Origin of the sequence: Mycobacteroides immunogenum, assembly GCF_001605725.1 — a bacterium.
Lineage (GTDB): Bacteria > Actinomycetota > Actinomycetes > Mycobacteriales > Mycobacteriaceae > Mycobacterium > Mycobacterium immunogenum.
In genome coordinates this window covers 5,091,505-5,116,533 of record NZ_CP011530.1, presented here as the reverse complement: position 1 = coordinate 5,116,533, position 25,029 = coordinate 5,091,505, and the positions used below count along the sequence as shown (strand labels likewise).

The 25,029-nt window shown below is 64.4% G+C and carries 23 protein-coding genes; 10 read left to right on the top strand and 13 right to left on the bottom strand.

The genetic code is table 11. The features are described from left to right. Positions 1 to 42: 42 nt before the first annotated feature. Positions 43 to 1,866: a phosphoenolpyruvate carboxykinase (GTP) gene (locus ABG82_RS25295; protein WP_043076395.1), complete on the top strand. Its 1,824-nt coding sequence runs from the start codon at positions 43 to 45 to the stop codon at positions 1,864 to 1,866. A 221-nt stretch (positions 1,867 to 2,087) separates the two neighbouring features. Continuing rightward, on the top strand, positions 2,088 to 2,420 hold the full coding sequence (locus ABG82_RS25290) for a hypothetical protein (RefSeq protein ID WP_276049356.1): 333 nt from the start codon (positions 2,088 to 2,090) through the stop codon (positions 2,418 to 2,420). Here ABG82_RS25290 and ABG82_RS25285 read toward each other — a convergent pair. After that, a complete protein-coding gene (locus ABG82_RS25285) occupies positions 2,417 to 3,892 on the bottom strand; it encodes an MFS transporter (RefSeq protein WP_043076260.1) in 1,476 nt (491 codons plus the stop codon). The genes ABG82_RS25290 and ABG82_RS25285 overlap by 4 nt on opposite strands. Positions 3,893 to 4,321: 429 nt before the next feature. Between ABG82_RS25285 and ABG82_RS25280 the strand changes: the two genes are divergently transcribed. After that, on the top strand, positions 4,322 to 4,660 hold the full coding sequence (locus tag ABG82_RS25280; RefSeq protein WP_234707971.1) for a WhiB family transcriptional regulator: 339 nt from the start codon (positions 4,322 to 4,324) through the stop codon (positions 4,658 to 4,660). 21 nt (positions 4,661 to 4,681) lie between these two features. Here the strand turns inward: ABG82_RS25280 and ABG82_RS25275 are convergent, their stop codons facing one another. Further along, a complete protein-coding gene (locus ABG82_RS25275) occupies positions 4,682 to 6,175 on the bottom strand; it encodes an ATP-binding protein (protein ID WP_043076261.1) in 1,494 nt (497 codons plus the stop codon). A 157-nt stretch (positions 6,176 to 6,332) separates the two neighbouring features. Between ABG82_RS25275 and ABG82_RS25270 the strand changes: the two genes are divergently transcribed. Beyond that, a complete protein-coding gene (locus tag ABG82_RS25270; protein WP_043076262.1) occupies positions 6,333 to 6,986 on the top strand; it encodes a response regulator transcription factor in 654 nt (217 codons plus the stop codon). Between the two features lie 30 nt (positions 6,987 to 7,016). Here ABG82_RS25270 and ABG82_RS28000 read toward each other — a convergent pair whose 3' ends face one another. Continuing rightward, positions 7,017 to 7,376: a hypothetical protein gene (locus ABG82_RS28000; RefSeq protein ID WP_043076263.1), complete on the bottom strand. Its 360-nt coding sequence runs from the start codon at positions 7,374 to 7,376 to the stop codon at positions 7,017 to 7,019. 78 nt (positions 7,377 to 7,454) lie between these two features. Here ABG82_RS28000 and ABG82_RS25265 point away from each other — a divergent pair, with 78 nt between their 5' ends. Beyond that, complete coding sequence (locus tag ABG82_RS25265) at positions 7,455 to 8,288, top strand: LLM class F420-dependent oxidoreductase (protein ID WP_043076264.1); 834 nt, start codon at positions 7,455 to 7,457, stop codon at positions 8,286 to 8,288. Positions 8,289 to 8,328: 40 nt separating this feature from the next. Here ABG82_RS25265 and ABG82_RS25260 read toward each other — a convergent pair whose 3' ends face one another. Further along, positions 8,329 to 8,553 carry a hypothetical protein gene (locus tag ABG82_RS25260; RefSeq protein ID WP_043076265.1) on the bottom strand — a complete coding sequence of 75 codons (225 nt, stop codon included), beginning with the start codon at positions 8,551 to 8,553 and terminating at the stop codon, positions 8,329 to 8,331. A gap of 154 nt (positions 8,554 to 8,707) precedes the next feature. Between ABG82_RS25260 and ABG82_RS25255 the strand changes: the two genes are divergently transcribed. Then, the gene (locus tag ABG82_RS25255; RefSeq protein ID WP_043076266.1) at positions 8,708 to 9,676 is read left to right on the top strand and encodes a cytochrome c oxidase assembly protein; all 969 of its coding nucleotides are present in this window, start codon (positions 8,708 to 8,710) and stop codon (positions 9,674 to 9,676) included. A 146-nt stretch (positions 9,677 to 9,822) separates the two neighbouring features. On the opposite strand, the gene mmsB is transcribed toward ABG82_RS25255, so the two are convergent. The 6 genes from mmsB to ABG82_RS25225 all read right to left on the bottom strand — a co-directional run bounded on the left by mmsB (position 9,823) and on the right by ABG82_RS25225 (position 16,800). Then, complete coding sequence (gene mmsB, locus ABG82_RS25250) at positions 9,823 to 10,734, bottom strand: 3-hydroxyisobutyrate dehydrogenase (protein WP_043076267.1); 912 nt, start codon at positions 10,732 to 10,734, stop codon at positions 9,823 to 9,825. 77 nt (positions 10,735 to 10,811) lie between these two features. After that, positions 10,812 to 12,131: an MFS transporter gene (locus ABG82_RS25245; protein WP_043076268.1), complete on the bottom strand. Its 1,320-nt coding sequence runs from the start codon at positions 12,129 to 12,131 to the stop codon at positions 10,812 to 10,814. Between the two features lie 76 nt (positions 12,132 to 12,207). Then, positions 12,208 to 13,665 (bottom strand): aldehyde dehydrogenase, encoded by a 1,458-nt coding sequence (locus ABG82_RS25240; RefSeq protein WP_043076269.1) that lies wholly within the window; start codon positions 13,663 to 13,665, stop codon positions 12,208 to 12,210. Further along, positions 13,665 to 14,780: a hypothetical protein gene (locus tag ABG82_RS25235; protein ID WP_043076270.1), complete on the bottom strand. Its 1,116-nt coding sequence runs from the start codon at positions 14,778 to 14,780 to the stop codon at positions 13,665 to 13,667. The genes ABG82_RS25240 and ABG82_RS25235 overlap by 1 nt, the downstream gene beginning before the upstream one ends. Then, positions 14,777 to 15,925 (bottom strand): phosphotransferase family protein, encoded by a 1,149-nt coding sequence (locus tag ABG82_RS25230; RefSeq protein ID WP_043076271.1) that lies wholly within the window; start codon positions 15,923 to 15,925, stop codon positions 14,777 to 14,779. The genes ABG82_RS25235 and ABG82_RS25230 overlap by 4 nt, the downstream gene beginning before the upstream one ends. 95 nt (positions 15,926 to 16,020) lie before the next feature. Beyond that, positions 16,021 to 16,800 carry a class I SAM-dependent methyltransferase gene (locus tag ABG82_RS25225; protein WP_043076272.1) on the bottom strand — a complete coding sequence of 260 codons (780 nt, stop codon included), beginning with the start codon at positions 16,798 to 16,800 and terminating at the stop codon, positions 16,021 to 16,023. Between the two features lie 81 nt (positions 16,801 to 16,881). Here ABG82_RS25225 and ABG82_RS25220 point away from each other — a divergent pair, with 81 nt between their 5' ends. Beyond that, positions 16,882 to 18,111, top strand: coding sequence for a glycosyltransferase family 4 protein (locus ABG82_RS25220; RefSeq protein WP_078343631.1), 1,230 nt, complete (start codon positions 16,882 to 16,884; stop codon positions 18,109 to 18,111). A gap of 6 nt (positions 18,112 to 18,117) precedes the next feature. Here the strand turns inward: ABG82_RS25220 and ABG82_RS25215 are convergent, their stop codons facing one another. Beyond that, positions 18,118 to 18,750, bottom strand: coding sequence for a TetR/AcrR family transcriptional regulator (locus ABG82_RS25215; protein ID WP_043076274.1), 633 nt, complete (start codon positions 18,748 to 18,750; stop codon positions 18,118 to 18,120). A 98-nt stretch (positions 18,751 to 18,848) separates the two neighbouring features. Here ABG82_RS25215 and ABG82_RS25210 point away from each other — a divergent pair, with 98 nt between their 5' ends. Genes ABG82_RS25210 through ABG82_RS25200 form a run of 3 tightly spaced genes read left to right on the top strand, consistent with a single transcriptional unit; the run spans position 18,849 to position 22,094 of the window. Next, positions 18,849 to 19,688 carry an SDR family NAD(P)-dependent oxidoreductase gene (locus tag ABG82_RS25210; protein WP_043076398.1) on the top strand — a complete coding sequence of 280 codons (840 nt, stop codon included), beginning with the start codon at positions 18,849 to 18,851 and terminating at the stop codon, positions 19,686 to 19,688. Positions 19,689 to 19,704: 16 nt separating this feature from the next. Continuing rightward, positions 19,705 to 20,628, top strand: coding sequence for a ferritin family protein (locus ABG82_RS25205; RefSeq protein WP_043076275.1), 924 nt, complete (start codon positions 19,705 to 19,707; stop codon positions 20,626 to 20,628). Next, positions 20,625 to 22,094 carry a flavin-containing monooxygenase gene (locus ABG82_RS25200; RefSeq protein WP_043076276.1) on the top strand — a complete coding sequence of 490 codons (1,470 nt, stop codon included), beginning with the start codon at positions 20,625 to 20,627 and terminating at the stop codon, positions 22,092 to 22,094. The genes ABG82_RS25205 and ABG82_RS25200 overlap by 4 nt, the downstream gene beginning before the upstream one ends. A gap of 22 nt (positions 22,095 to 22,116) precedes the next feature. On the opposite strand, the gene ABG82_RS25195 is transcribed toward ABG82_RS25200, so the two are convergent. Continuing rightward, positions 22,117 to 23,766, bottom strand: coding sequence for a hypothetical protein (locus tag ABG82_RS25195; RefSeq protein ID WP_043076399.1), 1,650 nt, complete (start codon positions 23,764 to 23,766; stop codon positions 22,117 to 22,119). A gap of 52 nt (positions 23,767 to 23,818) precedes the next feature. Continuing rightward, positions 23,819 to 25,000 carry a DUF3068 domain-containing protein gene (locus ABG82_RS25190; protein ID WP_043076277.1) on the bottom strand — a complete coding sequence of 394 codons (1,182 nt, stop codon included), beginning with the start codon at positions 24,998 to 25,000 and terminating at the stop codon, positions 23,819 to 23,821. Between the last annotated feature and the right edge of the window lie 29 nt (positions 25,001 to 25,029).

The following is a 25,029-nucleotide window of genomic DNA, read 5'->3' as shown; positions in this document are numbered from 1 at the left end:
TGCCCGTGTGGCCCTGTGTACCCCACAGAGGAGATGCTCTCGATGACAGCAGCGACCATTCCCGGTCTTGACAACGCTCCGACGAAACACGCGGGCTTGCTCGCCTGGGTTCGCGAGGTCGCTGAGCTGACCCAACCTGACCGAGTCGTGTTTGCTGACGGTTCGGATGAGGAGTTCGCGCGAGTTTCTCAGCAGCTCGTGGAAGCGGGTACCTTCCAGCGCCTGAACCCCGAGCGGCACCCCAACTCGTTCCTGGCGCTGTCGGACCCGTCGGATGTCGCGCGCGTCGAATCGCGGACCTACATCTGCTCGGAGCGCGAAGAGGACGCCGGTCCCACCAACAACTGGGTGGACCCCGCCGAGATGCGCGCCACCATGACCGAGCTGTACCGCGGCAGCATGCGCGGACGCACCATGTGGGTGGTGCCGTTCTGCATGGGCCCGCTCGGTGCCGAGGACCCCAAGCTGGGTGTGGAGATCACCGACTCGGAGTACGTGGTTGCCTCCATGCGTGTGATGACCCGCATGGGTGCCGCCGCACTGGAGAAGCTGGGTGACGACGGATTCTTCGTCAAGGCCCTGCACTCGATCGGTGCACCGCTGGAGCCCGGCCAGGAAGATGTGCCGTGGCCCTGCAACGACACCAAGTACATCACCCACTTCCCGGAGACCCGTGAGATCTGGTCCTACGGTTCGGGTTACGGCGGTAATGCGCTGCTGGGCAAGAAGTGCTACTCGCTGCGTATCGCCTCGGCGATGGCCCATGACGAGGGCTGGCTCGCCGAGCACATGCTGATCCTCAAGCTCATCTCGCCGGAGAACAAGGCGTACTACGTGGCCGCGGCGTTCCCGTCGGCCTGCGGTAAGACGAACCTCGCCATGATCCAGCCGACCATTCCGGGTTGGCGGGCGGAGACCCTGGGCGACGACATCGCCTGGATGCGCTTCGGTAAGGACGGCCGTCTGTACGCCGTGAACCCGGAGTTCGGCTTCTTCGGCGTGGCGCCGGGCACCAACTGGAGCTCGAACCCGAACGCCATGAAGACGATCGAGGCCGGAAACACCGTCTTCACCAACGTCGCGCGTACCGACGACAACGATGTGTGGTGGGAAGGCCTGGAGGGTGAGCCGGAGCACCTGATCGACTGGAAGGGTCAGGACTGGATCCTGCGGGAGACCGAGACCAAAGCGGCACACCCGAATTCGCGTTACTGCACCCCGATGTCGCAGTGCCCCATCCTGGCTCCCGAGTGGGATGACCCGCAGGGTGTGCCGATCTCCGCGATCCTGTTCGGTGGTCGTCGCAAGACGACGGTGCCGCTGGTGACCGAGGCCCGGGACTGGCAGCACGGCGTGTTCATCGGAGGCACCCTGGGGTCGGAGCAGACCGCGGCCGCCGAGGGCAAGGTTGGCACCGTGCGCCGCGACCCGATGGCGATGTTGCCGTTCATGGGCTACCACGTCGGTGACTACCTGAACCACTGGATCAACGTGGGCAAGCAGGCCGACGAGTCCAAGCTGCCCAAGGTGTTCTTCGTCAACTGGTTCCGTCGCGGTGATGACGGCCGGTTCCTGTGGCCAGGATTCGGCGAGAACAGCCGCGTGCTGAAGTGGATCGTCGACCGGATCGAGCACCGTGGCAATGGTGTTTCCACCGCCATTGGCACCGTCCCGGGTGTCGAGGATCTGGACCTTTCGGGTCTGGACGTCGAGGCAGCGGACGTGGCCGAGGCGCTCGCGGTGAACACCGAAGAGTGGCAGGCGGAACTTCCGCTCATCGAAGAGTGGTTCGAGTTCATCGGCGACAAGCTGCCGACCGGTGTCAAGGACGAGTTCGAAGCTCTTAAGCAGCGTCTCAGCTCCTAAGCCAAAACTTCTCATCCACGTGGCCATGGTGGTTTTCCACCATGGCCACGTGGATGTTTGCATCGATGTTTCTGCCTCGAGCAGGCCGCACCATGGTGATGGCGCGTCAAGCGCCCGGCTTCGATGGGAGCCCGTGGTGCGATGAGAGGCAGTCAAAAGTGTTGCGAGCACACTCAATCCGTAGAGCGGTTGTTATCGGAGCTGTCGGTGCGACATTGGTGATGTTGCCGCCCGCGGCCGCGAACGCCGCACCCGTCGCGCCTACGCCCGGACCGGGAGACCATGTGGGTCAGTTGCTCGGAGGAGGCAACGCACCGTCCGAGGCGCAACAGCCCCGGGATGATGCCGGGGGCTGGGTGGAGCATCGGGGCGCTACCGGCGCGCAATGCATGGACCGGGGGGTCGTGTGCGATACCGGCATTTGGTACCCCGACAATCTGCAGCGGCAAGGCAGCCAGGACGAGGGCGGCCGCTCCGAATGGGTTCAGATGCCCGATCAGACAGGTGCCGAATGCGAGAACCCCGGTGTGATCTGTGGTAGCACCGCTTCCTAGTGGATTGTTGCGCAATAGCTTTCGGATAGATCCGGCTCCGTGGTCTTTGGCCGGGTGGGACTCACGATGAGCGCGATCGCCGCGGCGGCGAGGCAGCTTGCCGCGGACACCCAGAACGCCGCCGAGTAGCCGGCCGCGGCCGCTTGATCGCTTGACGCATGACGGGCGAGGAAGAACGTGGCCGTCGACGCGACGACGCTGCTCAGCAGGGCAGCTCCCATGGAACCGCCCACGTGATGCATCACGTTGACTGTGGCGGAGGCAATCCCGGACTCCTCGGGATGAATGCCGGAGGCCGCGCCATGGGTGGACGCACCGAAGATGAGGCCCTTGCCGAGTCCGCCGATGACTAGTCCCGGCAGTATTGCCGTGTAATAGTCTGCGTGCGAGTCGATATGGCTCAGTATCAGTAGTCCGAATGCGGCCGTGACTCCGCCGACGATGAGTACGGTGCGGGCGTTGAGGCGCGGCAGCATGAAGCTGTTGCCGAAGGTTGAGGCGACGACAACGGTCGCGGAGAAGGGCAGAAATGCCACCCCCGCCCACAACGGAGCCAGATGTAGGCACCGTTGCAGGTAGTACAGAAGTGACAGCACTACTCCGAAAAGTCCTGCGCTGGCGAAGAACATGGCCAGAAAGGCCGCTCCGCGAGTGCGATCGAAAACGACGTGCAAGGGCAGTAGCGGATTCTTGCTGTGGCGCTGATGGCGGACGAAGACGCCGATCAATATCAGCCCGATGGCGAAGGACGTCATCGTGATGCCCGCAGTCCATCCTCGAATCTCCGCGCGGGAGAAGCCGAACACGATGGCGAAGAGTCCCACGGTGACGGTGAGCGAGCCCAGGAGATCGAGTTGGCGACGTTGCCCGGCGGGGTACCTTCTGACGAATATCAGCGTTCCGGCCAGGGCGAGCATTGTCATGAGCACGCTGACATACATGACCCATCGCCAGGTGAGCAGTTGGGTGAGGACGCCACCCACCAATAGGCCGGCGGTGCTGGCCGCGCCGATCACCGCCCCGAAGATGCCGAACGCGTGCCGCTCTTCCGTGGTCTCACGGAAGCTGTTGACCACCAAAGACATGGCTGCGGGCGCGAGCAGGGCACCGAAGACACCCTGCGCGATTCGCGATGCCACCAGCTCGCCGAAGTTGGTGGCCGAGCCGCCGACGAAGGACGCGATGGCGAAGCCGGCGAGTCCGATGACAAGCGCGCGCCGCAACCCCACCATGTCGGCGACCCGACCGCCCAACAGCAGTAGGCCGCCCAGGGTCAGCACGTATGCCGTGATCAGCCATTGTCGATCGCTGTTGCTGAACCGTAGCGCGGCCTGAGTGGCGGGAAGCGCCGCCGCGACGATGCTGCTGTTGATCACCAGCAGCATCTCGACGAGGCAGGCAACGCTGAGCGCCAGCCAGCGATCCCGCTCGACACGAGATGGCAATGGCATGGTGTGCGGGCGAGGGAGCACGTCGTATGGCCTATCTGTCCTGCGCACGGGATCGCGCGATGATGTCTTGTGGTGCCGCGGAATTCGCCGGCGCAGCCAGAGCTCTACGTTGGATTGTTCTCGTACAAGGGTCGCGGAGCGCGGCGTTGTTGTCGTCGGGGTTGGTGCCCATCGCCGTTGGCGGTAAACCGCTACCGGCGGGACCGTTAAGGGCGGGCGGATAGCTGCCGGCGGCGTGGCGACGGGCAGCTGGAGGCTAGCCCCCATCTGCCCATGGCGGATTTCCGTGAGTGAGAATTGAAGGTAGCCGCAGTCTTTTATCACGTTGTCGGACAATGTAATTGGGTTTATCAATCGTTAACCATCGACAGGGTTGCCGTTAACCGTCGCCTGGATATCGTCCGCATCGGTTCCGGAGGAACCGATGCAATGTGATCGGAGGGCGACGTGATGATGGGTCGAGAATTTGTGCCGATCGCGGGACGCGAGATCGCAACGGCAGACGCCGGTGCGGTCGGCGACGTGGGCGAGTGGTGGAGCCAGGCTCGCTGCCGCGGTCTGCCGACGGAGATGTTCTTTGTCCCTGACGGCGATCGGGGGCGTTCACGACTGGTCCGTGAGACGCGCGCCAAACGGGTCTGCCAGTCCTGCCCAGTGCTGCGGCAGTGCGGCACCTACGCGGTGAGTGCGGGTGAGCGCCATGGGGTATGGGGCGCCTTGACGCCGATGGAGCGTGCTGAGCGCCGTGTTCTGCTCGGAATTGAGGAAGCGCTAGCGGCAGGTGCGTGACGAGGACCGCCGCAGCGCGAGCTATTCAGTCTGAAGCAGCGGAATGGTCACCGTCATTGACGTGCCACGGCCCGCGGCGCTATGGATGTCCAGACGACCCCCGAGGGCCGCGACCCGGTCGGTCAGCCCGATGAGTCCGGTGCCCTTGCGGGGTTTTGCCCCGCCGACGCCGTCGTCGCTGATGGTTATCTGGATCTGCTCGGAGGTCTCGTGCGCGTGGATCAGAATCTCGCTGGCCTGCGAGTGTTTGGCGGTATTGGCGAGAGCCTCGGCGACCACGTAGTACGCGGCGATCTCGATGGATTCGTGGTACTTGTGATCGAGTTCCAGCTCGGTTTGCACGGGGATGAGCGAACGCCGGGCCAGTGTGCGCAAGGCGGGAGCCAGACCCTTCGACAGGATGGCGGGATGCAGACCCCGTGAGAACTCTTGGAGCTCGCGCGTCACCGCCGTGAGATCTGCATCGAGGTTGTTGAGTTCCCGCGCGAGTTCGACATCCTCCAGTGGTACAGCGGATCTGACGATGCCTAGTTTCAGCCGTAGGTACGCCAGCCGCTGTTGGGCTCCGTCATGGAGGTCGCGTTCGAGCCTGCGGCGGGCCGTGTCCGCGGCGGATACGATGCGGGCGCGGGAGGCTGCGAGCTCCTGTCGGGTGGCGGCGTTGGCGATGGAGGTCGCCACCAAATCAGCGAAATCGCGCACCCCAGCGCGGATATCCGTGCCGGGCACCGTCGATGAGTCGGTACCGACGATGAGCGTTCCCCAGGGCTTTGCGTCGACAAGTATGGGAGCGGAGACGGCGGGGGTCAAGCGTAGTTCCCGTGCGACGTTGTTGGCATCGAGCAAGGGAAAACGCTTGCCGGGTATCGGTGTTCGGGGTCCTGTCCGGCCGTGACTCGCCACCACGATCCCCTCGTCACCGGGCATCAGTTGAATCAGCACCGCGGTTGGTGAGGTGAAACACAGTGCGGCTTCCTGGACTACCTTCGCGTAGAGCTCGGTGGGCGGGACATTGCTCGCAACCAAAGTGGCGGTATGTCGTAGTGCGGCCTGCTGTTGCGCGATGGCGGCGGTTTCGCGCCGGCGGCGGTCGGCCTCGATGGTGCCGGCGCGCGCGAGCGCAGAGAGCCCGCTAGCCGTCAGCGTCACTGCCAGGAAGCTCAGATGTGTGACGATGTTGTGGCTCTCCGTGGACAGCGGATGGGCCATGGGCCAGTTGCGGATGCAGTCGAAGACGACGGCACTGGCGATGGACATCGCGAGCGCCAGCCGGAGCCGCCAGATCACCGAGATGACAAGGATGCCCATCAGATAGATGGCTGCGAGGTGCTCGGCCGGTGCGATCGTGCGCAGGAAGATCGTGAGTACCGATTCGGCGACCAGGAGCACCACGCATGCCGCGATACCGGCATAGACCGAGGGTGGTGTAGATCCGAATAGTTGTGTGCGCCATCCGGAAACGTAGCGCCACCAGCCGGTATGAGAAGCCTCGTCCGGCTGCCATCTGCTCGGCATCAATTGACCCGCCCGCGGCAACGATGCCTGTGGTGCTTGTTGCATATGTATCTACGTCTACTCGCTGCCTGCGAACCGCCGTGCGGCTCGTTCACAAATCCATAGTATCGGCGGTGAGGACGATTACATGGCCGCGTGGCGGCGGTAGCCTGGCGAGATGTCCGCGATACGGGTTCTGGTGGCCGATGACGACACGTTGCTGCGGGAGGGCGTAGCGAGCGTCCTGGAGAAGGCGGGCTTTGAGGTAGTAGGTCGCGCGGGTGATGCCGCGGCGCTCTTGGAGCTGGTTCGAGCCGAGAATCCCGATCTCGTCGTCGTCGATATCCGGATGCCACCGACACACACCACCGAAGGGCTGGAGGCGGCGCAGAAGATCAGGGGCGAGTATCCGGGGATCGGCGTGCTGGTGCTCTCGGCGCACGTCGAGGTCGAGTACGCGGCTGAGTTGATCACCTCGGGCGACGGGGTGGGTTATCTGCTGAAGAGCCGGGTGGGGGATGTCAGAGAGTTCGCCGACGCCTGCACCCGCGTCGCAGGCGGTGGTTCCATCGTCGATCCGGAGTTGGTGCGAGAGTTGTTGTCCGCGCGACGCAAGGACGATCCGCTGTCAGCTCTGTCGCAGCGCGAGCTGGAGGTGCTGGAGCTGATGGCCCAGGGCTTGTCGAATTCGGGTATCGCGGGAAAGCTGTGGATCACCGAGAGCACGGTGGAGAAGCATGTCCACAGTGTCATGCGCAGATTGGACCTGGGGCACGCCGACGAATACCACCGCAGGGTCCTCGCGGTGTTGGCGTTCCTCACCCATCGATGATTCGAGCGTGAATAGCGCTAGCGCGCAGTGCTATTCACTGCTGTGTCCATGCGTACCCAGGTATCCACCGACTCCGAAGGGGTAGTACGGCGGATAGATCGAGGGCTGTGGTCCATCGTATATCGGTGTGGCACTGGTTATTTGGACATTGCCCGGTGATGAGCAGACGGTGTTGGCGTTGGGTACGGTGACACAGCTCTGCCCGCCGCCATTCGCGAAGGCGGGCGATGCGGTGGCCAATGCGCCCACCGCTCCGCTGATCAGCAGTCCGGAAACGAGGTAGCGCCTTTGCATGTTCGTCCTTCCTGTCCACGCCGGAATCGGCACAGCATTCCTCACCGTCAAGGGTCGCCTTCGGGAGCCGGGGTTGTCATCCATGCTGGCCGCCATTGCCATCGGGGGCGACCCCCATGGCCGGACCGAACTTCCTGGTCGACGCTCCAGGTGTGTGGCGCATAGGGTGAAGTAATGCGCTTCGCATTCAAGACATCCCCGCAGAACACCACCTGGGACGACATGCTGGCCATCTGGAAGGTGGCCGACGATATTGAGATCTTCGAGTCCGGCTGGACCTTCGACCACTTCTACCCGATCTTCTCGGATTCCACCGGGCCGTGCCTGGAGGGCTGGGTAACCCTGACAGCGCTGGCACAGGCCACCCAGCGGCTACGTGTCGGGGTGTTGGTGACCGGTATCCACTACCGGCATCCAGCGGTGCTGGCGAATATGGCCTCGGCACTGGACATCGTCTCCGGCGGGCGTCTGGAGCTCGGTATCGGTGCCGGCTGGAACGAGGAGGAATCGGGCGCCTACGGCATCGAGCTGGGCAGCATCAAGGAACGTTTTGATCGTTTCGAAGAGGCCTGCGAGGTGCTTACCGGGCTGCTGAGCCAGGAAACGACCAGCTTCGATGGAAAGTTTTACCAGCTCAAAGACGCCCGCAACGAGCCGAAGGGCCCGCAGCAGCCGCACCCGCCGATCTGCATCGGTGGCAGTGGTGAGAAGCGCACACTGCGGATCACCGCCAAGTACGCCCAGCACTGGAACTTCGTCGGCGGACCGCCCGAGGAATTCGCCCGCAAGCGTGATGTGCTCGCGGCGCACTGTGCGGACATCGGGCGCGATCCCCAGGAGATCACCCTCTCTGCCCACATTCGTCTCGGTGCGGATCGCGACTACGCCAAGGTGGTCGATGAAGCTGCCGCACTGGGAGCCGAGGGTCTCGATCTCGCGATCATCTACCTGCCGCCGCCGTACGCCCCGGCAGTACTGGAGCCACTGGCAGAGGCGCTGCGCGGCTGACGGCGGGAAGGCACCTGCGTAGATGCCTTCCCGGTCGGCGTTAACCCGTCTTGGACTCCAGCGCCGCGAGCGCCGCGGCGACCGCGATGTACTTGTTGGTGCCCAGTTCGCGGATGGTCGAGATGTTCAGGGCTTCCTTGAGGGCGGCATCGTGCTTCTCGGTCAGACCGGCGAGGGCCGAGGGCGGTGCGTCGAGGACGTCCTTGAGGTCTTTGTTTTCGTAGGCCTTGTCGAGGGCCTTCTCCAGATTCACTGATACGGCCATGGTTCCTCCTCCGGTTTGCCCCGCCCGTGCCGCACGCTAGTTGCTGAAACGGCAATGCAGAGCCCTTTGGCTAGCGGCGATCCAAATAGCGGGTGAACGCCTGGTTGGTGACCCCGGATGGCCCGTTCATTCAAATATGCGCATAATGCAATTAATGAACGAAGAGTTTCTCCAACGGTTAACCAGCATCCCGGCTGAGCCGCCGTCCGTGTGGTCACTGCTGGGGTGGGATCCGCCGACCATCCCGGTGCTGCCGGTTGTCGCGGTACTGCTCGCCGGGTGGTACCTGCTGGGAGTTGTGCGGCTGCGCCGGATGGGGCGCAGCTGGCCATGGTGGTCGACGGCATGTTTTCTGTCCGGATGTCTGATCTTGGGCGCGGTCATGGGGCTCTCGATCGAGCGTTACGGATTCCGATTGTTCAGCGCGTTCATGTTTCAGCAATTGACGCTATCGATCCTGGTGCCGCCGCTGTTGGTGCTGGGCTCGCCGGGGCGCTTGCTGTTGCGGTCCACCCCACATCGCGGTCTGGGTCGGTGGGTACTGGCCGGCGCATTGGCCGGGCTGCGCGGTAGGGCGGGCGCGCTCCTGTTACATCCGGCCGTCACCATTCCGTTGTTTTTGTTCAGTTACTACGGCCTCTATCTTTCGCAACTGTTCGACACCATTGCCGCGACATGGTTGGGCCACAACGCGTTAGAGGTGTTCTTTCTCATCACGGGCCTGCTGTTCGTGATTCCGATCTTGTCGACCGATCCCTTGCCGATACGGCAGACCAACCTGGGCCGGATGTTCGACATCTTTGTGGAGATGCCGCTACACGTGTTCATCGGCGTGGTCTTGATGATGGCGCCCAGGCCGCTGATCGGTATCTTCGCCAATCCACCCGCGCAGTGGGCTGTCGACCCGGTGAAGGACCAGGCGGTGGCGGGCGCGCTGGCGTGGTCGTACGGTGAGCCGATAGCGCTCGCCATCACGTTGATCTTCGCCGTCAGGTGGCGACGTGAGGAGCAAGCGGAGACGGCAGAACGCGAGGCCGACGATGCCCGTCAGGAAGACGAATTAGCCTCGTACAACCGGTTTTTGCGGCAACTCCACGGAGATGGGCCGGATCTGAACCCATAGAACCTGGGCGCTGCGGTTGAGCGGCGCTCGCGCTATTGGATTGGTGCTGCTGCCGAATCGTCACAGGATCCGGTACCGGGAGTACCGGCGCTCACCACGGTGCCCGGGTGCAGTGGGGAACGGCAGGCGTACGAACAGCTCCCCCGTCAGGGCGTGTAGCCGCGGGCGGATCCGTCGGGTGTCGCATATTTGACGATCAACGAGCAATCCTTGCCGCCGAGTCCTTCGTCGATGAGCTGCTGGAACTGTTCGGTGACCATGGTGGCAGCCGGCAGTTTCACGCCCGTGGCTTCTCCCGCGGCCAATGCCAGGCGGGCATCCTTATGTGCCAGGTCGACGGTGAAGGTGGCGTCGAAGTTGCGGTTGGCGGCAGCGGATTCGATGATGTCCGGCACCGGGTACCAGGTCTGCTGGGCCCAGGACCGGGCCGACGACACCGAGCAGATCTCCCAGAATACCTTGGGGTCCAGGCCGAGCTTTTCGGCCAGCTGCGAGCCTTCCGAATTGGCCATCATGTCGATGAAGAGCATCATGTTGTTGCAGATCTTGGCCGCGACCCCGGCCCCGCCGTCACCCGCGTGGATCACCCGACCGGCCATTGGCTTGATGTAATCGGTTGCCGCACCGACGCTTTCCAGGCCACCGCCGAGCATGAAGCACAGCGTGGCGGCATGCGCGCCGCTGATCCCGCCGGAGACCGGGGCGTCGACGAACTGGAATCCGCGGCGTGTCGATTCGGCGTGACAGTATCGCGAAGTCTCGATGTCGACGGTGGAGCTGTCGATCAGAAGTGTTGACGGGGAGGCGTTTTCCCATATTCCGTACGGGCCTTCAAACACGGAACGGACGTGCTCGCCCTTGGGCAGCATGGTGAAGACGACTTCGGCCCCGGCCAGCACTTCGGCGATCTCCTCCACCGCGGTCACGCCCTTGGCTTCCGCGGCCGCTAGCGCGTCGCCTGAGAGGTCGAAACCGCGCACCGTGTGCCCGGCCGCCACCAGATTGGCGGCCATCGGGCCGCCCATGTTCCCCAAACCGATCCAGCCATAGGTCGCCATCAGACCAACCTAGTGCGATTTGGGTGCAAAATCGTGCGCTGAGCGCACGAAAATGCACCGAAATCGCAGAAGGGCGGTCAAGCGCGCGCCCTGTCGGCGGCATCGAGCGCGTGCAGCGAGCTGCCCCTGGTCTCTGGCAGTGACCACACGGCGAACAGCGTGATAGGGGCGACGGCCGCCAGATAGATCGCCACCGGCACCCAGCTGTGGTATCTGCTGAGCAGCGCGGTGCCAATGACCGGTGCCAGTGATCCGGCGACGATCGAGGTCACCTGGTAGCCCAACGACACCCCGGAGTAACGCATGCGGGTGGGAAACATCTCGGCCATGATCGCGGGCTGCCCGGCGAACATCAGCGAGTGCACCAGCAGACCGATGACGATGGCGGCCAGGATCACCCACTGGTCGCGGGTATCGAACATCGGAAAGGCGATGAACCCCCAGCCCGCCGCGAGCAGTGCCCCCAGCGCGTAGGGCACCCGGCGCCCCACGATGTCGGTGTACCGGCCCACGATCGGTAGCGCGACCGCCTGAACAGCGTGAGCAATCAAGAGCAGCAACAAGATTCGTCGAGTATCCATGTGCAGCTGGGTCTTGAGGTAGGTGATGGAGAAGGTGACCACCATGTAATAGAGGATGTTCTCGGCCACCCGCAGGCCCATGGCGGTGAAGACCCCGCGCGGATACCGGCGGAACACCTCGACCACCCCGTAGGAACTGGCCCTGTTCTGCTCGATTTCCTTGCGCGCTTCGGTGAAGATCGGGGCATCCGATATCCGGGTGCGAATGTAGTACCCGATGGCGACGATGATGACTGAGAGCCAGAAGCCGACCCGCCAGCCCCAGGCGAGGAACGCCGCGTCGGACAGCGTGGATGACAATGTGAGTAGCACCAGGGTGGCCAGCAGATTGCCCAGTGGCACCGCTGCCTGCGGCCAGCTCGTCCAGAATCCGCGTTGCGCGTCGGGGGAGTGTTCGGCGACCAACAGCACGGCGCCGCCCCATTCACCGCCCACCGCGAAACCCTGCAGGAAACGCAGGATTACCAGCAGGATCGGTGCGGCATAGCCCACCTGGGTGAAGGTCGGTAGGCAGCCCATCAGAAAGGTGGCGATGCCGACCAGCACGATCGCGATCTGCAGGAGGTGCTTGCGTCCGTAGCGATCCCCGAAGTGCCCGAACACGATTCCACCGATGGGACGGGCGACAAACCCCACGGCGTAGGTGAGGAATGCCTTGATGATGTTGTCGAGGTCGTTGCCGGTGGCGGGGAAGAAGACCTTGTTGAAGACAAGTGTCGCGGCGGTGGCGTACAGAAAGAACTCGTACCACTCCACGACAGTGCCCGCCATCGACGCGGCCACCACCTTGCGCAGACCGGTCGTGGGGGAAGGCACTGCGCCAACTTAACGTCGAGTGGGAACCTCACGCGGCTTTCGGGCGAGATTTCCGCGTGAGGTTCCCACTCGACGGCTAGATGCTCTCGAGGGTGTAACCCATGGGCAGCAGTACGCTCTTGAGCTCGCAGTACTCCTCGATGCCCTCGGGCCCGTTCTCACGTCCGATGCCCGACTGCTTGTAACCGCCGAACGGGCAACTGGGGTCAAAGGCGTACCAGTTGATGCCGTAGGTGCCGGTGCGGATCTGTGCCGCTACCTCCAGGCCCTTCTGTACATCGGTGGTCCACACGCTGCCGGCCAGGCCGTAGTGGGAGTCGTTGGCGATCTTGACGGCCTCGTCCACCGAGTCGTAGGCGATGATCGAGAGGACCGGGCCGAAGATCTCCTCCTGCGCGATAGTCATCGAGTTGTCGACGTCGGCGAAAATCGTTGGCTGCACGAAGTATCCGCCCTCGAGGCCCTCGGGGCGCTTGCCGCCGAAGGCCAGTCGGGCGCCCTCCTCGATGCCCTTGGCGATGTAGCCCTCGACCCGGGTGCGCTGCTTTTCGGTGATCAGCGGACCGACCTGGGTGGCCGGATCGTCGGGCAGCCCGACGCCCATCAGCGAGACCATGCCGACGATGCCGTCGACCACCTCGTCGTACCGTGACCGCGGCGCCAGTACCCGGGTCTGGTTGACGCAGCCCTGCCCGGCGTTCATCAGTCCCGAGAACACCAGCATTGGCAGCGCCGCAGCCAAATCCGCGTCTTCCAGCACGATGGCCGCGGACTTACCGCCCAGCTCCAAGGTGACCTTTTTCAGGTTCTTGGCTGCTATCCCGGCGATCTCTTTACCGACGGCGGTGCTGCCGGTGAAGCTGAACACGTCGACGCCGGGGTTGTTGGTCAGTGCCCGGCCGGTTTCAGCGCCACCGGGCACCACCGACAGCACGCCCTCGGGCACGCCGGCCTCGGCGAACACGTCGGCCAGGATGAAACTCGACAGTGGGGTCTCGGCGGCGGGTTTGAGCACGACGGTGCAGCCGGCCAGGAACGCGGGGCCGATCTTGTTGAGTGCCAAGAACAACGGCACATTCCAGGCCGCGATCGCCGCCACCACACCGGCAGGCTCGCGGGTCACCAGTGTCTGGCCGTACGCGCCGTTGCGTAGCTCCTTCCACTGCACCGCATCCGCGGCGTTGGCGTAGTACTGAATGGCGCCGAAGCCACCCATCCACTGCAGCGTCTCGATAACCATGGGAGGAGCGCCGGTTTCGTCAGCAATGGCCTGGCATATCTCGTCCTTGCGGGCTTCTAGGCCGGCGACGGCCTTCTGCAGCACCGCCTGCCGCTCATGCGGGGTCAGCTTGGGCCACGGTCCGTCGTCGAAGGCCAGGCGGGCCGCGCTCACTGCCGCCTCGACGTCAGCCGGAGAGGCCAGCGGACATTGGCCCACCTTCTGTCCGGTGGCCGGCGAGATGACCTCGATCACCTGGTCGGTGGCCGGTTCGGTCCAGACGCCACCGATGAATAGCTTGTCGTAGTCGGTCATTACGCTCCTTGGTACGTATCAACGAGTCCGGTGAAGCCGGAGGGTTTGTGGGGGCCGATGGGGCCGAATTCGAACAGTCCACTGCCGTGTGTCTGTTCGCCGTTCTCGATCGCCGTGAAGGTGGCGACGTTGTCGACGGGGCACAGCAGCTTGAGTGTGGCGTCCAGTTCGGCGGTCTTGTACCGCTTGCCCTGCACGACGAGGTCGCCCTGCCACATGCCGTGGCGCCAGTCCGGATCCAGGCCGTACCCGGTGCCGAAGCCGAAGTAGTGCGGCAGCACGATATCGGCCTTGATGGTGATGTCGCCCAACGTGATTACCGCCGACTGCGCCTCGCGGGTGCCCGGCACCAGCGTGATGTCGTGTGTGATGGGACCGAGCTCCTCGATACCCTTCGCCGGATCGCGCCACACCCGGCGCGCACCGCTGACCACTTTGTTGCCGTGTTCGTCCTCTTGATTGATGAACACGATCGAATACTCCGGGAACGAGATCACGTTGTAGAGCCAGAAGAAGCCACCCGCCAGGGTGGCACGCCGTCCGGCGGGTTCGCCCTCGCCGACCGGGCGGATACCCCAGGAGCGGTCCCGGTTGCCCGACCAGTTGACACCGTCCAACTCGTGGGTGGTGCCGTCGACCGTCAATTGACCTGTCCAGGTGCCGGTTTGAGCGAATCGGGAGGTGTCGAACATGACCCGACCCAACTGGCGCTGGTAGTGGCCCGGCTCGAGTGACGCCGGTATCTCTCCGGTGTAGGTGATATCGAACGCGAGATCGTATTCGGAGCTGGGCTCTAAGATGACGCGCACCTTCTTGAGGCCCTCGATGACCTCGATGCGATACGGCCCGACATTGAGATCGGCGCGGTCGTCGCCCAGCGCGCGCGAGGCGCGGAACACCACGATGTCGTCGCCGTTGCGCACGGAAGCGAACGCGTCGGTGACGCCCAGATTCGGGTAAACGCCCAGTCCGGTGATCAGATAGGGCAGGTCGGCGCGCCCACCGTGGCAGCCAAAGTAATACCGGTCATAGAAGTTTCGGTCTGAGGTACCGACATGGCGGACCACATCGGCAATCTGATGGATCGGGTAGTCGTCGAAGGGGGAGAGGCTCATGCCGTGACTCCCGACCAGTAGGTCCCGTTCAGCATCTTCTCCAGCGTATGTCGGTGCAGGATCAGGTCGTCTGGGTCCGCCGGCATCTGTGCCTGACCGAATGCCATGGCGCGCATCTGGATTCGTACCATGATGACCGCATGTTGCAGGGCCGCATACGCGGTATAGAAATCCAGGTCGGCGGCGTGGTGTCCGGTAAGGGCGGCGTACTCGGCGGAGATGTCCTCGCGTTTACAGAAGTCGGGCAAGCCGGGCAGGGTGGCCACCTCCGCCAAATCCTGGAAGAACCTGTGCAGAAATATGATCCAGCCCAGATCCAGCTCGCGCGGCCCGATGGTTGCCATCTCCCAGTCCAGTAGCGCCACCGGTTCGAAATCGCGGTAGATGACATTGCCGGGACGCGAGTCACCCCAGCTGACAACGTCCTTGGCGCGAAGCGATTCCTTGGGCCAGTTCTGCTGTAGCCAGGCGAAGCCGCGATCGATCAGCGGGATCGTGGGTCCGTCGCCGCGCACCCATCCGTAGAACTCGTGGGTGCGGCGTACGTGGGCGTCCAGACCTGTCTCGCCATCACGGGTGTCGTCGAGAAACGCGAAGTTTTCCACCGGTGCGGCATGGATACGCGCCAGCTGATCGACGGTGAGCCGCTGCATCTTGCGGCGGTCGGCCTCGGAGGCCTCGGTGACCCAGGAGCCGAAGGTGTACGGCATTCGGTCCGGGGGCACTTCGCCGTCTACCCGGTCCATCACGAAGAACTCGCCGCCCAGCACCGCGGTGTCGTCGCAGTACCAGCGGACCGGCGGAACCACGGCCGAGGAGTGCCGGCCGAGGGTGTCCATGACGTCGAATTGGCGGCGCATGTCATAGGTCGGGAACACCGGACTGGAGTCGGGCTGTGGCGCGGTCCTGATGACCAGGCGGTGGGCCTCACGTCTGCCGTTCTCGGTCCATTGCGCGTCGGCCAGGATCGTCTCGCTGGACATGCCGTTGGCGCTCGGCAGCTCGGCATGGTCCACGCTGAGAGCGGCGTCGGCCGGTAACTGGCCGGATATCCAGTCGGCGAGCGCACCACGCAGGGTCTCTGGGTCCCGTTGAGATTCCGCGGGACGTGCAACGTCCTCGTGCGTCGCTGTCTGCTCGGTCAAGGTGTCGTGACTTCCGTTTCATGTCCGCCTCGTTGCGTGACGCACGCAACACTACCGGGCAGTCAGGGGAAGTGGAACCTGTTGCAATTCTGGATTCAGTGGGGGCGCAGGACAAGCACCAAATTGCTCACCAGAACCTCCCGTACAGCGGGAACTTTTGTGATCCGCCATGCCCATTTAGGGTGGTAGCGGGGAAATGCGGCCACCAGGGTGCCCGTGTCGCGGGCCCACTGCAGCCCGTCGCGCACTGATACCGGGAAAAGTGACGACCCGTAGTTGTTTTTCGGCGGGTGGCCGTGCTTGCGGGTGTACCAGCGGGCGGCGCGGGCACCACCGAAGTAATGGGTCAGGCCCATCTCATGGCCGCCGAACGGGCCGAGCCAGACGGTGTACGACAAGACCGCCAGCCCGCCGGGACGGGTGACCCGCAGCATCTCTTCGCCGAGGCGCCAGGGCTGTGGCACGTGCTCGGCGACGTTCGAGGACAGGCAGATGTCCACACTGTCGTCGGCCAGGGGCAGTGCCATCCCGGACGCGCGCAGGTACGCCGCACGAGGGTCCTGAATACCGTTGTGACCGTCAGGGGCGGCGTGCATTTCGCGGGGATCGGGCTCTACGCCGATGTACCGCGCCCCGGCATCGGCGAAGGCAGACGCGAAGTAGCCCGGTCCGCCGCCGACATCCAGCACCGTGCGGTTCTGCAATCCGGATCCAGTTGTCTGGCGCCACAAGTCTGTGATCAGGTGAACAGTGTCCTGGGCGAGCGTGCCGTAGAACCTCTCTGGCGCACTCTGCTCAAAGCGGAAAGATGCCAACAATCTCGTCGAACGTCGAAGTGTGGCACGTTGGGCAAACAGATCGGTGATTTCCGGCACGCGTTTTCGTCCTGGTCGGTTTCCTTGTGGTGGCGACAGAAATTTCTGGAGGCCCACCCTAACGGCCTAGGGTGCTTAACGATGTTTAGCGAACTGTCAGATCAGCCGGACCTCCCACGGGAGGTCCTCATGCTGTGCTGGCGCGATACCGCCCATCCGCAGGGTGGTGGCAGCGAGACATACCTGCAGCGTATTGGCGCCGAGCTGGCGGCATCCGGGGTGAAGGTGACCTTGCGATGTGCCGCTTACCCGGGAGCGCCCCGTCGCGAGGTGGTCGACGGGGTGCGTATCTCGCGTGCCGGTGGCCGCTTCACGGTGTACCCGCGCGCACTGTTGTCGTTGTTGGCCGGGCGTCTGGGCCTGGGTGCGCTGCGCGACGTACGCCCGGACGTTGTCATTGACACCCAGAACGGCATCCCTTTCTTCGCGACCACCGTTGCGTCCGCGCCGGTGGTGGTGCTGGTGCATCACTGTCATCGGGAACAGTGGCCGGTGGCCGGACCGCTCATCGGCAAGCTGGGGTGGTGGCTGGAATCGCGGTTGTCGCCACGGATGCACCGGCGCAACCAGTATCTGACCGTCTCGCAACCGTCCGCGTCGGATCTGATGGCCCTGGGTGTGGATTCCGGCCGGATAGCGGTGGTGCGTAACGGTGTCGACCAAGTCGGCATCCACCTCTGCGGCGGCGCGGTGGACCTGCGCAGCGAGACGCCACGCGCGGTGGTGCTCTCACGCTTGGTGCCGCACAAGCAGATCGAGCACGCGCTGACGACCTTGGCGCTGCTGCGTGACCATGTGCCCGACGTGCATCTCGATGTCGTCGGCGATGGTTGGTGGATGCAGCCCTTGGTGGAACATGCTGCCCGACTTGGCATTTCCGACGCGGTGACCTTTCACGGTTACCTTGACGAGGAAGCCAAGCATCGCGTGTTACAGCGTGCCTGGGTGCACTTGATGCCGTCCCGCAAGGAGGGTTGGGGGCTGGCAGTCACCGAGGCGGCGCAACACGGTGTGCCCACCATCGGCTACCGGTCTTCCGGCGGGCTCACGGATTCAGTCACGGACGGTATCACCGGCCTACTCGCCCACGACCAAGATCAGTTTGTGCGGCATACCGCGACTCTTTTGGCGGACAACAAGCTTCGTTATCGCATGGGAGAGGCGGCGCGGGCTCGCTGTGCCGATCTGTCGTGGCAGCGCAGCGCGGCCGGAGTCTCGGCTGTGCTCAAGGCGGCGGTCATGGGGGTGCCGGTCTCGGGCATCATTGGTGCCGAGCCCGTGGTGGCCCCGCAGGTTGAGATTCCCGCCTGAGATCGCTCAGGCGGCCGTGAGATACCGTGCCGCCAGCGTGGCCCCGATGCGGGCGCTGTGGTCAATAAGCTCCGTCGCGCTGACGTCGATAAGTCCGGAGCGCCACGCGTTGACCAATTCACTGAATCCGCCGATGCCCACCAGGGTGTCCATCCGGAATCCGGTGCGGTCGACGTCCTTCACCAGATAGGGCTCGGCGGCCGCCATCAGCACCGCGGTGGCTTGATGCAGTAGGTCGGTCCGTCGCTGCTCCAGTATCGCGCTGCCGACATGCCGGACGAAGATGATCTCCGCCCAGCCGGGATCGGCCGAAACCCGCTCGACGACAAGGGCGATCGTCTTACGCAGGGTCTCCAGCGCGGGACGGTCCGGGTCTTCGCCGGCGATATCTGAGATCCGTCCGATGATCTCGTCACGCATGCCGTCCCAGACCGCGGCCAGTAGATCGTCACGATCGGCGAAATCCTCGTAGAAGTATCTGTCGTTCAGCGAGGTTCGTGCGCAGACGCCGCGCATGGTGACCGCTGCCCAGCCCTGTTCGGCCCAAATCTCCTGAGCGGCGGTGACCAGCCGTTCCCGGCGCTCGGCGCGGCGCTCTGCCGCGGTACGTCCGCCCCATAAACCCGCTGATGCCGCCATCGCCCCATGTTGACAGCCGCGCACGCCGTAGGTCAAAGTGGTGGCATGTGCAGTCAGTTATGGCGGGTGCCACCAAAGTGTGCTGAGGGGAACTCGTGGTGAGCTTTCTGGGCTTCGGCAGCGGCGGGCGCCGCACGCGCGAGGTTGATGCCGTGGTCACGGGCGCGGCCAGCGGCATCGGCAGGGCATTCGCTCTGGAACTGGCTCGTCGGGGCGGACGAGTGGTGTGTGCCGACGTGGACCTGCCCGGCGCCAAGGAGACCGCGGCGCTGATCGGGGAACGTGCCGTCGAGGCGGCCTGCGATGTGTCGGTGTTCGACGAGGTCGAGACGCTGGCCGGCACCGCCGAGGAATGGTTCGGAAAGCCGGCAGATCTGGTGATCAACAACGCCGGTATCGGCGCCGGCGGACAGGTGGTGGGAGACGCCCCGCTCACCGATTGGCACAAGACGCTCGGGGTGAACCTGTGGGGCGTCATCCATGGCAGTCACGTGTTCGCACCGCGCCTGCGTGCGCTGGGACGCGGCGGCATCATCAACGTGGCCTCGGCGGCGAGCTTCGCGGCCGCGCCCCGCATGGGTGCCTACAACGTGAGCAAGGCAGGGGTGCTGGCGCTTTCGGAAACGCTGGCCGCCGAACTCAGTGGCACCGGGGTTGCCGTGACCGTGCTGTGCCCGACATTCGTCAAAACCAACATCGTCGATCGCGGCATCATCGAAGAATCCGCCGCACGGCTGGCCGCCACCGCCATGAAATGGACCGGTGTTTCCCCGGATTCGGTGGCGCGGCGCTGCCTTGACGCCCACGACCGCGGACAGCTCTACGTACTCCCACAGCTCGATGCCCGATTCATGTGGCAAGCCAAGCGTCTTACCCCCGACACCTACACGAAGGCGCTGGGCATCGCCGAACGATTCTCCCGCCAGCGCGGAAACTGACCAGGAAGGAAACACGATGGCAATCGCACTCGACAGCATCCTTGCGACCATCAAGGACAAGCAGTGGGCACTGGCCGATATCGATTGGGACGCACCAGGTGCCGACCAAGTCACCGATGAGCAGCGGCCCGCGCTCAAGGAATTCATGTCCGATCTGGTGTGGATCGAGAATGTGGGCGCACGGGGATTCGCCGCGCTGGCCAAAAAGGCGCCCGACGAGGACCTCAAGCAGATCTACACGTACTTCCATGCCGAGGAGCAGCGGCATGCCAACGCCGAACTGGCTCTGATGCACCGCTGGGGGATGATCGAAGAGGGCGAAATGCCGGTGCCCAACAAGAACATCCGGCTGGTCATCGAATGGCTCGATCGCTACAGCGACAGCCTATCGCTGGCCTCGCTGGGTACGGTGATCCCGTCGCTGGAGACCGCGCTGGACGGTGCCCTGGTCAAGTTCCTGCTCGACGAGGTCGACGATCCTGTGTGTCATGAGGTGTTCCGTCACATCAACAGCGATGAATCTCGCCATCTCGCTGTGGGTTTCCAGGTCCTGGACATGCTGGGTGCCAGCTCCATGCGCCAGCTCATCGTCGAAACCGTGGGTACCTTCGTCAAACCATCGGTGATGCTGGGACTGCTGGTCTACTCGCCCCTGCTCACCCGAATGGTCACCAACATCTCGGCGATGGGACTCTCCGAGGAGAAGCTGTACAACGCGATCAAGAGGTACGAGAACGTGGGCGAGCGTAGCGAGAACACCCGCCGATTGCCCGCGTATCACCTCATCAAATACCACGCTCGTATCGCCATCAACCAGACCCAGCCGTTCCAATTCGTCTCCGAATCCATGGGCAAGGCAATAGATCTGTTCCCGATCAAGGTGCTGGGCAAGACACCGACCTGGTCGCAGGAACTCACCTATGAGCCGGTGTCGCGATGACCGAGGTACTGATCGTCGGTGCGGGCTTCGCTGGTCTCGGTATCGCCATCCGCCTGCTGGAAAAGGGAATCGAGGATTTTGTCATCCTTGAGCGCGGTGACGATGTCGGCGGGACATGGCGCGACAACTCCTATCCCGGAGCCGCCTGCGATATCCCGTCGCTGCTGTACTCGTATTCCTTTGAGCAGAATCCGGAATGGTCCAGGGCATATTCAGGTGGTCCGGAGATTCTGGGTTACATCCAGCGCATGGTTGACAAGCACCAACTGCGGCGCTTCATCAAGTTCGGTGTCGACGTCACCGGGCTGACATTCGACGACAGCACCGGGACGTGGACCGCTGACACCGGCACTGGGGAAATCTTCACCGGCCGGTGCGCCGTGATGGCGGCCGGGCCGTTGGCCAACGCCAGCTGGCCCGATATCCGGGGGATCGACAGCTATGCCGGACACAAGATCCACAGCGCGCGGTGGGACCACGACTACGACATGGCTGGCAAGCATGTCGCGGTGATCGGCACCGGAGCCAGTGCCGTGCAGATCATTCCGGAGTTGGTCAAGACCGCGGCCCGGGTGAAGGTCTTTCAGCGGACGCCGGGGTGGGTGCTGCCGCGCCTGGACTTTCAGCATCCAGCTTGGGCGCAAAGGATCTTCGGCAACAACCCGGCGGTTCAGGACCTTGCCCGGCAGGCCTGGTATTGGACACACGAGGCCGCCGCGGTGGGCATGGTGTGGGATACCCCGGTGACCACGCTCATCCAGTGGATCGCCAAGGCGAACCTACGCCGGCAGATCAGCGATCCCTGGGTGCGCCGGCAGTTGACTCCCGATTTCCGTGCGGGATGCAAGCGGATGCTGATGACCAGTGACTACTACGCCGCGCTGGAGAAGGAGAACTGCAAGCTGATCACGTGGCCGATTGCCACGTTGTCGCCCAAGGGGATTCGTACTGCCGACGGTATCGAGCACGACGTGGATTGCATTGTCTTCGCCACTGGGTTCGACGTATGCAAGGCTGGCACGCCCTTCCCGATCGCGGGGCGTGACGGCAGGAAGCTCGCCGACGAGTGGTCCGAGGGTGCCTACGCGTACAAGAGTGTGAGCGTCTCGGGATATCCGAACTTGTTCTTCACATTCGGGCCCAACTCTGGGCCGGGCCACAACTCCGCGCTGGTCTACATGGAGGCGCAGATCGACTACATCGTGCAGGCGATCGACATCGTGCGCAGCAAGGACCTGTTGACGCTCGATGTACGCCAGGACCGCCAGGACCGGTTCAACGACGACATCCAGCAGCGGCTGGGCAAGACCACGTGGAATTCGGGCTGCCAGAGCTGGTATCTGACCGAGGACGGCAAGAACACCACGATGTTCCCGGGGTTCGCCACGCAATTCGCGAGGCAATTACGGACAGTTGAGCTGGATGATTACAGCTTCACCGCGGCGTCGGCGCGCACCCCTGTGTAGTCGCGGGTGAATGGGCTGTGGCTCAGCTGTCCGGCTCCGCCAGCCGTGTCCGGTAGCGGCGGGCGGCTGCGGCCACCGCACCCGCCGCGAGGAGTGCGACCCAGACCAGGTGTGCGGCAATGACTATGGCGCGACGGCCGGAGGATGCGCCGATGGAGAGCCAGGGCTCGGGCACTCGGTAGAGGGTGATATCGCCGTCGCGGTAGACGGTGTCGAGCCGGGCCAGCATCTTTGTTGGAACCTCTTGCTGGCCAGGGGTATTCGCCTGTACGACAACCCAGCCGATGCCCTGTGCCGCGAGCTCGCGAGGTGCCGCACCGGCGCGCAGTAGCTCCTCGACACGCCGGCCGCGGGTGCCGTCGCCACGCACATCTTGCCCGTCTACCCGGAGATCGCCGCTGCTCACAGTCTCTGCGCGGACCCATCGTGGAAATGGATCCAGCACCGGGGTGGCGGGCGGACCCCACGGGTATTGGCGCATGGTCTCCGGCGGCAGCACCGCCACCGGATGCGGATCGGCATTGATGTGGGCGGCGACGGCGGTCCATCCGGCCGGATAGTTCACCGGGGTGACCCGGCCACCTACCCCCCATGCCAGGTCGGGCAGAGTGAATATCAATGCCGCGCAAGCCAGCCCAGCCGCCAGATATCGCACGGAGCGTTCGCGTACCGCGGTGATGGCGGCCGCACCCGCCACCGCATACGCGGGCATCGCCAACGCAACCAACTTCTGGCCGTCACGCAGAATGCCCAGCCCGGGCACCTCGGTGATGAGCCAAGTGGTCAGGGTCAGCCCAGGACCCGTCGCCAGCAGCGCAGGAATGACCACGGACGCGACGGCGATACCGAGCAACCCGAGCGCCTTCCGGGCGCGCCACAGCGCCACAGTGCCCACGGCCACCACGGCGAGCAGCACTGCCGAGAAAACCAGCGCGAACAGCGTGGTGCGCGAGGCGGGCACCGCGGAGGCATTCCACATGCCGCCCAATGAGGCCAGACTGCCGAGCGTGCCCAAACCAGGCTCGGCCCGGGCGGCGAAGGCATGCACCCCCGCCTCGTCCCCGGCAGGAACCGCCGTTCCCAACCCCGAAGCCACCAGCCACGGCATCGCGGCGAGTACCGCAAGCGTCAGCACACCCAGCCTGGATCGCCGATCCGAGGCGGCCGCAAGGCCGACGATCGCGGCCAGCACCGTCCCGGTGGGCGTCAATCCGGCCACCGCGACCCAGAAGGCCAGCGGGCACCAGGCGGCGCTACCCGTGGTCGTGCGCAGCCGGATGACCGTCGACGCGACCCACGGCAGGCAGCCGTAGCCCACCAGCAGGCTCCAATGTCCCTGCAAGAGCCGCTCGGCCACATAGGGATTCCAGATGGCAACGGTGGCCGCTACCAGCTGTCCTGGAACGCCAGCCGCGGGAACCCATTGCGCGGCAAGGCGCGCCGCACCCCACCCGGCAAGCCATAGACCTGCCGCGAGAAGTGCCTTGACCAGAATCCCGCCGTCGACAACCGTCGTCATGACCGCGATGAAAAAGTCCTGTGGGACGGCCCGCGGGGCCGCCTCGCCGACCCCCAGCGCCGCATCGGTCAGGTACGACCGGGGCGTCGAGACGGCATCACGAATCAGTAGATAACCGGGGGCGGCCAGCGGCGCCGTGATGGCCGCCGCCAAGGCCAGCGCATAGAGCGGGGAGATTAGGCCTGTGCGGCGCAAGACGTCCCGGCTAGAGGTGGTTTCGAGGCGACGGGAACTTGTCGGTGTCGGCCTCGCTGGCGGGTGGTTTCTCCGGACCCCGGCGACCGAAGAAGCCATGATCGACGGTGTCCAGGCCGGGATCGATCAATGCCGACTCGGCGCGCAGGCTGAACGAACCCAGCAGGCCACCGCCGACCAGCGCCACGACGCCCAGGGCGGCGAAGGTGATCGGCAGGATGTTCGACCAGATGGACAGGCTGTCGCGGGTATCGCGCGCGGCCTTCACCTGCTTCTCGACGGTCTCATCGTTGGACTGCACGGTGTAGTCCACCATCGGGACCTCGGGCTTGAGCGCGTCACGCGAGTAGTAGTGCAGTGCATGCTCTTTGCTCTTCACGATGATGCCGCTGACCGGGTCGACCCAGAACTCCCGCTGCGCCGCGTAGTAGCGCGTCATGGTGATCTCTTCGTCCTCGCGCTCGGCCTCCACACCCCACTGCTGGGCGCGGGCCGTCACCTTGGAATCCTCGTCCTTGTCGTACAGCGAGGGGTATGCCACGGGTTCGACCAGCTTGCCGTTGGCGTCGTAGCCGACGTTCTGGGTGAAGTGATAGGCGGTAAGCCCGTTGACGTCCTCTTCGCCGGTGTAGTTGGCATCGAAGGCGCGCTGCGCGACGACATCGAAGTACTGGTAGGTCTTCTTCTCGGTGTCAAAGGGGAACCGGTAGGTCAACCCCTCGTGCTTGAGCGCGATCGTGGTCGGCGGCGTCTCGTCCTCGATGGCGCGCGGCTTCTGCACGCTGCCGCCCGGGTTGTCGTCGCTGGAGATGGCCTCGGCGGAATGCCGGTCCACGGTGACGGTGTCCACGGTGGCTAGGACGAGCCCGGCGTCACCCTGCTTGTCGGTCCGTCGCACCGTGATGCCCGCTTGCAGACCCACCTTGTTGGCGTCGGCAGGGCTGACGGTGGTGATCTGCTGCTGCAATGACACCGGCTTGTCCGGGTCCGCGATGAACTTCTGGCCGGACAGCGACGCTGAGTCCAGCGCGCGGCCCTTGCCCTCGCTCACCAAAGTGGCGTCCCAGTCGAGCGGAATCTTCGCAAGCCGGTTGCTGGTGTACGTGCTGAGCAACAGTGCAGCGATGATCAGCGCCGAACCGAGCCCCAGCAGCCCGCACGCTGCGATACGCATCATGACCCCGCGGTTCACTGTGGACGAACCCTCCTTAACGTGCGGTA

Excerpts from the sequence above, each read along its gene's own strand:
- ABG82_RS25295 (WP_043076395.1), top strand. The coding sequence starts at position 43 with ATGACAGCAGCGACCATTCCCGGTCTTGACAACGCTCCGACGAAACAC.
- ABG82_RS25290 (WP_276049356.1), top strand. The coding sequence starts at position 2,088 with ATGTTGCCGCCCGCGGCCGCGAACGCCGCACCCGTCGCGCCTACGCCC.
- ABG82_RS25280 (WP_234707971.1), top strand. The coding sequence starts at position 4,322 with ATGATGGGTCGAGAATTTGTGCCGATCGCGGGACGCGAGATCGCAACG.
- ABG82_RS25275 (WP_043076261.1), bottom strand. The coding sequence starts at position 6,175 with ATGCCGAGCAGATGGCAGCCGGACGAGGCTTCTCATACCGGCTGGTGG.
- ABG82_RS25270 (WP_043076262.1), top strand. The coding sequence starts at position 6,333 with ATGTCCGCGATACGGGTTCTGGTGGCCGATGACGACACGTTGCTGCGG.
- ABG82_RS28000 (WP_043076263.1), bottom strand. The coding sequence starts at position 7,376 with ATGGCGGCCAGCATGGATGACAACCCCGGCTCCCGAAGGCGACCCTTG.
- ABG82_RS25265 (WP_043076264.1), top strand. The coding sequence starts at position 7,455 with ATGCGCTTCGCATTCAAGACATCCCCGCAGAACACCACCTGGGACGAC.
- ABG82_RS25260 (WP_043076265.1), bottom strand. The coding sequence starts at position 8,553 with ATGGCCGTATCAGTGAATCTGGAGAAGGCCCTCGACAAGGCCTACGAA.
- ABG82_RS25255 (WP_043076266.1), top strand. The coding sequence starts at position 8,708 with ATGAACGAAGAGTTTCTCCAACGGTTAACCAGCATCCCGGCTGAGCCG.
- mmsB (WP_043076267.1), bottom strand. The coding sequence starts at position 10,734 with ATGGCGACCTATGGCTGGATCGGTTTGGGGAACATGGGCGGCCCGATG.
- ABG82_RS25240 (WP_043076269.1), bottom strand. The coding sequence starts at position 13,665 with ATGACCGACTACGACAAGCTATTCATCGGTGGCGTCTGGACCGAACCG.
- ABG82_RS25235 (WP_043076270.1), bottom strand. The coding sequence starts at position 14,780 with ATGAGCCTCTCCCCCTTCGACGACTACCCGATCCATCAGATTGCCGAT.
- ABG82_RS25220 (WP_078343631.1), top strand. The coding sequence starts at position 16,882 with ATGTTTAGCGAACTGTCAGATCAGCCGGACCTCCCACGGGAGGTCCTC.
- ABG82_RS25215 (WP_043076274.1), bottom strand. The coding sequence starts at position 18,750 with ATGGCGGCATCAGCGGGTTTATGGGGCGGACGTACCGCGGCAGAGCGC.
- ABG82_RS25205 (WP_043076275.1), top strand. The coding sequence starts at position 19,705 with ATGGCAATCGCACTCGACAGCATCCTTGCGACCATCAAGGACAAGCAG.
- ABG82_RS25200 (WP_043076276.1), top strand. The coding sequence starts at position 20,625 with ATGACCGAGGTACTGATCGTCGGTGCGGGCTTCGCTGGTCTCGGTATC.